This window comes from uncultured Cetobacterium sp. (assembly GCF_947038635.1).
Taxonomy (GTDB): Bacteria; Fusobacteriota; Fusobacteriia; order Fusobacteriales; family Fusobacteriaceae; genus Cetobacterium_A.
On sequence record NZ_CAMQXC010000003.1, the window covers coordinates 49,827 to 57,557 of the forward strand.

At 29.6% G+C, this 7,731-nt stretch carries 7 protein-coding genes; all 7 read right to left on the reverse strand.

Annotated features, from left to right (window positions below; all coding sequences use genetic code 11):
* Nucleotides 1-7 precede the first annotated feature (7 nt).
* The gene (locus Q0V08_RS00805; RefSeq protein ID WP_297431217.1) at nucleotides 8-1,237 is read right to left on the reverse strand and encodes a replication-associated recombination protein A; all 1,230 of its coding nucleotides are present in this window, start codon (nucleotides 1,235-1,237) and stop codon (nucleotides 8-10) included.
* A 69-nt stretch (nucleotides 1,238-1,306) separates the two neighbouring features.
* Nucleotides 1,307-1,531, reverse strand: coding sequence for a preprotein translocase subunit SecG (gene secG / locus Q0V08_RS00810; protein WP_023051568.1), 225 nt, complete (start codon nucleotides 1,529-1,531; stop codon nucleotides 1,307-1,309).
* A gap of 77 nt (nucleotides 1,532-1,608) precedes the next feature.
* The gene (locus tag Q0V08_RS00815) at nucleotides 1,609-2,913 is read right to left on the reverse strand and encodes a PhoH family protein (RefSeq protein ID WP_297431219.1); all 1,305 of its coding nucleotides are present in this window, start codon (nucleotides 2,911-2,913) and stop codon (nucleotides 1,609-1,611) included.
* Between the two features lie 4 nt (nucleotides 2,914-2,917).
* Nucleotides 2,918-3,517: a Holliday junction branch migration protein RuvA gene (gene ruvA / locus Q0V08_RS00820; protein WP_297431221.1), complete on the reverse strand. Its 600-nt coding sequence runs from the start codon at nucleotides 3,515-3,517 to the stop codon at nucleotides 2,918-2,920.
* Between the two features lie 4 nt (nucleotides 3,518-3,521).
* Nucleotides 3,522-6,362: an excinuclease ABC subunit UvrA gene (gene uvrA, locus Q0V08_RS00825; RefSeq protein ID WP_297431223.1), complete on the reverse strand. Its 2,841-nt coding sequence runs from the start codon at nucleotides 6,360-6,362 to the stop codon at nucleotides 3,522-3,524.
* A 52-nt stretch (nucleotides 6,363-6,414) separates the two neighbouring features.
* A complete protein-coding gene (radC, locus tag Q0V08_RS00830; protein WP_297431227.1) occupies nucleotides 6,415-7,092 on the reverse strand; it encodes a DNA repair protein RadC in 678 nt (225 codons plus the stop codon).
* Between the two features lie 35 nt (nucleotides 7,093-7,127).
* Nucleotides 7,128-7,731 (reverse strand): nicotinate-nucleotide--dimethylbenzimidazole phosphoribosyltransferase (locus Q0V08_RS00835; RefSeq protein WP_297431225.1); only part of this gene is annotated, 604 nt, incomplete at its 5' end.

The window sequence follows — 7,731 nt, forward strand, 5'->3', positions numbered from 1 at the left end:
ACCTCAATTATTTTAATTTCCATAATTTATCTAATTTTTCTTCAATTAGTTTTTCATTTCTGTTATTTCCTGGAATATAGTATTTTTTTCTATTTGCTCTATATTTTTGCTCCACAAAATTATTTTCATAACTATGTGGATATTTATATCCTACCGCTCCAGTCCCTATATGTATTGGAACCGGTTCTAAGTCTCCATCCTCTATATCTTTTAAAGCTTTATCTATTGCCATATAGCTTGAATTGCTTTTTGTTGATATTGCTAAATAAATAACTGCCTGAGATAAAATTATCCTTATTTCTGGCATTCCTATTTTTTCACTTGCATTCATAGCACTATTTGCTATTAACATAGCTTCTGGATTAGCCATACCAATATCTTCACTTGCATGAATAAATATTCTTCTTGCTATATATCGTGGATCCTCTCCACCATGAAGAAGTCTTGCTAACCAATATACTGCTGAGTCTGGATCACTTCCTCTTATACTTTTTATCATAGCTGAAATTATATTATATTTATCCTCTTCTTTATGATAAGAGGCTTTTCTTTCTCTGAAGATATCTATTATCTCTTCTTTAGAGTATCCCATACAACTATTTTTATATAATTCTAAGTAATTTAAAGCTACTCTACTATCTCCTTGAGAGATATCTAAAATAACATCTCTAATCTCTTCAGGAAGTTGTAAATTTAATAAATTTTCACCTTTTATTAAAATCTCTCTTATATTATCTCTTGTTAAGGGTTTAAATTCAAAGATTAAACACCTTGATAATAGTGCATTATTTAGACTATGATAAGGATTTTCAGTAGTAGCTCCAACTAAAATTAATATTCCTGATTCTGTATAAGACAACAACGCATCTTGTTGAGTTTTATTAAATCTATGAATTTCATCTAAAAATAAAATTGTTCTTTTTCCATATAACTCTAAATTTCTTTTAGCTTTTTCTACAATCTCTCTTAAATCATTTAAACTTGCCACCGTTGCATTTAAAGTCTCAAAATTATAGTTTAACTCTTTAGAGATTATTTCACCTAATGAACTTTTTCCAGAGCCTGATGGTCCATATAAAATCATATTAGATAAAGATTTACCCTCTATTATTTTTCTAAGAACACCATTTTTTCCTAGAAGTTTTTCTTGCCCTTTAAAATCCACAAACTTCTGAGGTCTTAAACGAGTAGATAGAGGTTTTGCATCTTCAAAATTTCCACCAAATATACTTTGCATTCAATCACAACCTATTTTTTAAAATAAAAAAGCGTATTGTGTACCCCAACACGCCTTTAACTCTTTTAACTATTTTACTAGATACAGAAGAAGTGCTGAAAGTATGAATAAAAATGCTACTACTTCAGTTGCTCTGGCTAGTGGTCCTCCATCTTTTGAAACTCCAAATACTGTATTTGAACCTCCCATTCCCATGCTACCTGACATACCATGGCTTCTATCTGGTTGAACAAGAACTAATATTATTAAAGCTACAGCAAAAATAAATAAAAACAGTGTTAAAAGTGTCTCCATAACTTTACTCCTCCCAAATTTCGTCTTTTATCTTATACATTATTATAATATATATATTGATAAAATAAAAGAAAAAATTATAGAAGTTTTGCTGCTAACTCAGCTAATGCTGAACGTTCACCTTTTTTCAAAGTAACATGTCCTACTATACTTTCATTTTTTAATTTTTCTGATAGATATGTAAGTCCATTCGTATCTGAATCTAAGTATGGACTATCTATTTGATCAGGGTCTCCTGTTAACACTATCTTTGTATTTTCACCTGCTCTTGTTATTATCGTTTTTACTTCAAGAGGAGTTAAATTTTGTGCTTCATCTATTATTATATATCCATTAGGAATACTTCTTCCTCTTATATAGGTAAGAGCTTCTATCTTTAAAAGTCCCATAGTTTGAAGCCCTAAAATTACTTTCTCTCCAGTTTTTTCACCTTTTTCTCCAGCTAAATAATCTATATTGTCATATATAGGTTGCATCCACGGTCTTAACTTCTCTTCTTCACTTCCAGGTAGATATCCTAAATCTTTTCCCATTGGTATTATTGGTCGAGCTATAAGTAATCTTTTATATTTACCTCTTTCAACAACTTGCTCTAAACCCGCTGCTATTGCTAACAAAGTTTTTCCAGTTCCGGCTCTTCCTACCAATGTTACAACTTTTATATTTTCATCCATTAAAAGCTCCATTGCGTATTCTTGCTCATCGTTTCTAGCCCTTGCACCCCAAGCTGATATTTGTCCTTCTAAATTTCTTCTAATTTTTCCACCTATATATCTTCCAAAAGTCTTATCTTCTCCACATCTAAATTTAATAAACATATTTTCTGTAAAATGATACTCTTCTCCTAACTCCCAAACATTTATTTTTCCAGACTTATCAAATTTATTATACACATCTCTTGAAACTTCTATTTCTTCATAACCATCATATAATGTTGTATAATCCGTTCTATCTGTTTCATAATCTTGAACTTCTAATCCTAAAGAATCTGCTTTAATTCTCATATTTATATCTTTAGTTATCAATATTACCTTCATATCTGGATTTTTATTTTTAATTCCGAGAGTTGTTGCTATTATCATATTATCCATTGAGTCTTTTTTTAATACTGGTGGTAATAAATTTAAGTCACTTTCTATCTCTACTCTGAAAAAAATCTTTTTCTCTAGCTCTACCCCTTTTGCAATACACCCTTTCTTTCTTATGGTATCAAGCTCTCTAGCTGCTAAACGAGCTTGTATTGCTGTCGTACTATTTCTTTTTAAATTATCTATCTCCTCTATTACATATATAGGAACAACAACTTCATTATCTTCAAAACTATAAATACTACGATGGTCATGTATTAAAACATTGGTATCTAGAACATAGATTTTTCTCATAAAATCATCCCCTTAATTGAATTTTTTTTAAAACTCCCTTAATTGCTTCTTCTAAAGTAGAATAACTATTTAACTCATCTTTACTTATCATAGAATCTATTTCCTTTTTACTGTATCCTAAAGAGTCTAATGCCATGTATAGCTCTTCTTCAATAGCATTATTTAACATATCTCCTGATGGGTCTTCCATAGACATTAAGTTTAATGTTTTAATCTTATTATTTAAATCTATAATTATCTGCTTTGATTTTTTTTCTCCCAATTTTGGAACTCTTTTTAATGTTTTAAAGTCTTCTGTTAAAACAATCTCTCTAATGTTATCTATTGAAAATGTTGACATTATCGAAAGTGCCAATGATAAACCTATTCCACTAATTCCTATTAACATCTCAAAAAGAACTCTTTCTCTCTCTTGTAAAAATCCTACTAATTTAAATGCATCTTCTTTTATCACATTATATATATATAACTCTCTTTTCTCTCCAACTTGTACTTGATCATAAGTTTTTAAAGTTATATAAACTCTATATCCTATCCCATTTACATCCACTGCTAAATATTCTGGTTTTTTTATTTTTATTACTCCATTTAAGTATTCAAACATTATCTTATCTCTCTCCTTTTAATGCTTTTTTTAAGTACTTGCTTGTATAACCTTTTTTAGAAGAGGCTATTTTTTCTGGAGTTCCTGTTAAAATAACTTTTCCTCCTCCATCTCCACCTTCTGGTCCTATATCGATTATGTAATCAGCATTTTTTATTACATCTAAATTATGCTCTATAATTATAACTGTATTACCTTTTTCTACCAATCTATTAATTACTTCTAAAAGTTTTCTTATATCTTCAAAATGTAATCCTGTTGTTGGTTCATCTAAAATATATACAGTTTTTCCTTTTGACACTTTAGACAATTCACTTGCTAATTTTATTCTTTGAGCTTCTCCTCCAGATAGCGTTGTAGCAGGTTGACCTAATTTTATATAATCCAATCCTACATCTACTAATACCTTTAATTTTCTTTCCAATGTTGGTATTGTTTTAAAGAAATCATATGCTTCTCCCACACTCATATCTAATACATCTGAAATATTTTTCCCTTTGTAATAAACTTCCAGTGTTTCTCTATTATATCTTTTTCCTCTACATACCTCACATTCAACGTAAACATCAGGTAAAAAATTCATTTCTATTTTTATTATCCCTGCACCTTGACACGCTTCACATCTTCCACCTTTTACATTAAAAGAAAAACGCCCTTTTGAGTACCCTTTAGCTTTTGCATCTTTTGTTTGGGAAAAAATATCTCTAATATCATCAAATACCTTTGTATATGTAGCTGGATTTGATCTTGGTGTTCTTCCAATAGGACTTTGATCTATATCTATAACTTTATCTAAATTTTCTAGTCCTTCAATAGAAGAATATTCTAATGGATAAAGTTTCCCTTTATTTAATTTATTAAATAAAATTGGATAAAGAGTCTGATTTATTAGTGTTGATTTTCCACTTCCACTTACCCCTGTTACAACAGTTAAAATACCTAAAGGTATATCTACATCTACATTCTTTAAATTATTTCCTTTTGCTCCTTTTAAAGTTATATATCCTTTTGGTTCTCTTCTCTTTTCAGGTATAGCTATGCCTATTTCGCCTTTCAAATATCTACCAGTCATTGAAATCTCATTATTCATAACTTCTTCTGGTGTCCCTGCAGCTACAATTTCACCACCGAACACTCCTGCTCCTGGTCCCATATCTAAAATATAATCAGCTTGATGCATTGTATCCTCATCATGCTCAACAACGATAAGTGTATTTCCTAACTCTTTCAATCTATTCAAGGTAGCTAAAAGCTTGTCATTATCTCTTTGATGCAATCCAATACTTGGTTCATCTAAAACATACAATACACCTGTTAATCCTGATCCAATTTGAGTTGCCAATCTAATCCTTTGAGACTCTCCTCCAGATAATGTTTTTGTTTCTCTAGCTAAACTCAAATAATCTAATCCCACATTTATCATAAACGATATTCTTTCTTTTATCTCTTTTAAAATCTCTGCTGCTATTTGTTTCTCTTTTTCTGTTAACTCTATATTTTCGAAAAAATTTAAAGCATCTTTTATACTTAGTTCTGTTATCTCAATTATATTTTTATTATAAACAGTTACAGCTAAAACTTCTGGCTTTAATCTTTTTCCATTACACACCTTACATATTCTTTCTATCATAAATCTATTTTCTATCTCTTCTCTAGAACTCTCTGAAAACGATTCATTATATCTTCTTTCTAAATTCTTTATAATTCCTTCAAAATCCTTTTCTCCATGAAAACTAAACTCTTTTGATGTATAGTCCACTCTAAATTTCTCTCCATCAGTTCCATAAAAAATTATATCCATCTCTTTTTTAGTTAAATCTTTTACTGGTTTATCTAAATCAATTTTATATTTTTTTGCCATAGACTCAAATATTGTCCATGTATAACCCTTTTTAGCTGATGCTGCTCCTGGAATATATAATCCACCTTTTAATATTGATAAATTTTCATCTTCTATTAGTCTACTTTCATCAATTTCTAATTTTTTCCCTATTCCTTTGCATTCAGGACAAGCTCCAAAAGGAGCATTAAAAGAGAATAGTCTCGGATTTAAATCTGGAATACTTACATTTTCATGATCTGGACATGAAAAATTTTCACTATATAATTGTTCTCCCTCTCCCCAGTTTATTATTATTTTTCCTTCTGATAATTCTATACCCTGCTCTATACTTTGAGTTAATCTTGATTTAAACTCCTCATCTTCCTTATCTACAACAATTCTATCTACAACAACTTCAATATTATGCTTTTTGTTTTTATCTAAGTTTATCTCCTCTTCAATATAAAGAATTTCACCATTAACTCTTGCTCTTACAAATCCCTTTTTTACAAGATTTAAAAATAGATTTTTGTGTGTGCCTTTTTTATCTTTAATAACAGGACTTAAAATCATTAGTCTGTCGCCATTATTGAATTTTTCATATACATTTTCTACAATTTCATCAACACTTTGTCTCTCTACTAATTTTCCACATATTGGACAATGTGCTTTACCTATATGTGCAAATAATAATCTCATATAATCATATATCTCTGTTACTGTCCCTACTGTTGATCTTGGATTTTTATTTGTTGTTTTTTGTTCAATTGAAATAGCCGGCGCTAACCCTTCTATGCTATCTACCTCTGGCTTTTTCATTTGTCCAATGAATTGTCTTGCATAAGCCGATAAACTTTCTACATATCTTCTTTGCCCTTCTGAATAAATAGTATCAAATGCTAGTGATGACTTTCCACTTCCACTTACTCCTGTTACAACAACAAATTTATACTTTGGAATTTCTATATCAAAATTTTTAAGATTATGTTCTCTAGCACCTTTTATAATTATTTTGTCTAACATTTTTCCTCCTTACTAAAAGACCCTCTTAATCAACGTAAGAGGGCTAAACTTTTTAATAATATTCAATTAGTCCATTTTCATAAAAACTAAAATAAGACTCATCACTAACAATAATATGGTCTAATAATTTTATATCTACCTTTTCTAGTAACTCTTGCATTTCTAATGTTAATTCAATATCTTTTTTAGATGGAGTTAAATTTCCACTTGGATGGTTATGAGCAAATATTATTCCTTTAGCTCTATTATCAATTGCTCTTTCCATTATCTTTCTGGGATAAACTACACTTCTATCAATTGTTCCCTTAAATAAAATCTCATCACATACAATCTTATTATCACTACTTAGGTAAATCACTTTAAACTCTTCACTTTTCAAAGTACCTACATCGTCTTTCAAATAATTTACTAAATCATTTTTGCCTTTTAAAGTTGTTAAATCAGCATTTTTCACATTTTTGAAATAGTGATTAGACATAGTCTCACCAATTACTTTTAAATATAAAGCTGTCTCTGCACCAATACCTTCAATTTCTTTTAAATCATTTAATTCAGCATTTATCACTTTATCTATGCTTTTAAATTTTGACAATAAATTCTTTGCAATACCTTTACAATCTTTTAATTTTATTGAATAAGTTAACAGTAGCTCTAAAATTTCATAATCTTCTAACCCTTTATATCCAACTTTTAAATACTTCTCTCGTAATCTCTTTCGGTGTCCTTGCATTTGGTTTTTTTCCAAAATAATCACCCCTTATTACTTTATTGAAATATTTCATAAACCTCATCTTTTGTTTTCATTATTTTAGGAATTTCTACTGCTGCTTTCAAAATAGGATACGCCAAAACTGCTCCAGTTCCTTCTCCTAAACGCATCTCCATATGTAAAAATGTTTTTAAATCTAGTGCTGTCATAACGACTTTCATTCCTGGTTCTTCACTCATATGAGTTCCTATTAGATAATCTTTTACCTTTGGTTCTATTCTAGTTGCAACTAATGCTGCTACTGCTGATATAAAACCATCTATTAGCATAGGCTTTCTTTCTAATGCTGCACCTAAGTAAAGTCCAACCATACATGCTATATCAAGTCCACCAACGCATCTTAAAACTTCTATTGGCTCCTTATTAAACAAATCATATTTCACACATGCACCTTTTATTATATCTTTTTTTCTTCTCAATCCCTCATCTGAAAGTCCTGCACCACAACCTACAACTTTTTCTATATCCTCTTTTGTTAAAGCGTATAATATAGCTGAACTTGTTGTTGTATTAGCTATTCCCATCTCCCCATTAGAGAAGAAATCATACTCTTTTTTTTCTTTTATTATTTCTACTCCAACTAAGATTGCTCTTACTACC

Coding starts and splice junctions, on each gene's coding strand:
- Q0V08_RS00805 (WP_297431217.1), bottom strand. CDS start 1,237: ATGCAAAGTATATTTGGTGGAAATTTTGAAGATGCAAAACCTCTATCT.
- secG (WP_023051568.1), bottom strand. CDS start 1,531: ATGGAGACACTTTTAACACTGTTTTTATTTATTTTTGCTGTAGCTTTA.
- Q0V08_RS00815 (WP_297431219.1), bottom strand. CDS start 2,913: ATGAGAAAAATCTATGTTCTAGATACCAATGTTTTAATACATGACCAT.
- ruvA (WP_297431221.1), bottom strand. CDS start 3,517: ATGTTTGAATACTTAAATGGAGTAATAAAAATAAAAAAACCAGAATAT.
- uvrA (WP_297431223.1), bottom strand. CDS start 6,362: ATGTTAGACAAAATAATTATAAAAGGTGCTAGAGAACATAATCTTAAA.
- radC (WP_297431227.1), bottom strand. CDS start 7,092: ATGCAAGGACACCGAAAGAGATTACGAGAGAAGTATTTAAAAGTTGGA.